Origin of the sequence: Streptomyces roseochromogenus subsp. oscitans DS 12.976 (assembly GCF_000497445.1) — a bacterium.
Taxonomy (GTDB): domain Bacteria; phylum Actinomycetota; class Actinomycetes; order Streptomycetales; family Streptomycetaceae; genus Streptomyces; species Streptomyces oscitans.
Map to the genome: position 1 here is coordinate 2,773,514 of NZ_CM002285.1, position 540 is coordinate 2,774,053.

Consider the following 540-nt stretch of genomic DNA (forward strand, 5'->3'; position numbering starts at 1 on the left):
AGTGCCGCGGCGAGGCGGTGGCGGACCCGGGCGAGTTCGTACGGGCGGTCCAGGCACTCGAAGGCGGTGACGACCGGCGACCAGTCGTCGGCGGTGTCCGTGGCCTCGGCGCGGCGCAGTTCGGCGCGGGTCCAGTGGTCGTAGGCCTGCCAGAGCGGGGCGCCGGTGGCGAGGGTCCGTGCGGCTCCACGGAGGCGGTCGAGGATCTCGGCGCGGCCGTCCTGGGCGGCGGGCAGGGTGCGGGCCTCGGCCTCCGCGGTGGCGGCGGCCCGCAGCAGCGGCCAGCCGTAGCGGTGGGTGCCGGGCGGGAAACCTGCGTCCAGGGCCCGGAGCAGTTCGGCCCGGGCGTCGCCGATGCGGCCTTCCTCGGCGGCGACGCCGAGGGCGACCCGGGCCAGGGGCAGGGACTGCTGGGGCATGGGGTCGTGGGTGCCCCAGTGGGCGTGGGCGGCGGCGAGCTGCCGGGCCGCCTCGGCGAGGTCGCCGCGGGCCAGGGCGAGGTGCGCCAGGCGCAGGGCGCCCGCGCCGCGCGGCTTGGCG

The 540-nt window shown here is 79.8% G+C and carries 1 pseudogene; it reads right to left on the minus strand.

The window, feature by feature from the left end:
- Positions 1-540 (minus strand): annotated as a pseudogene (locus M878_RS99790) (hypothetical protein); the annotation flags it as partial.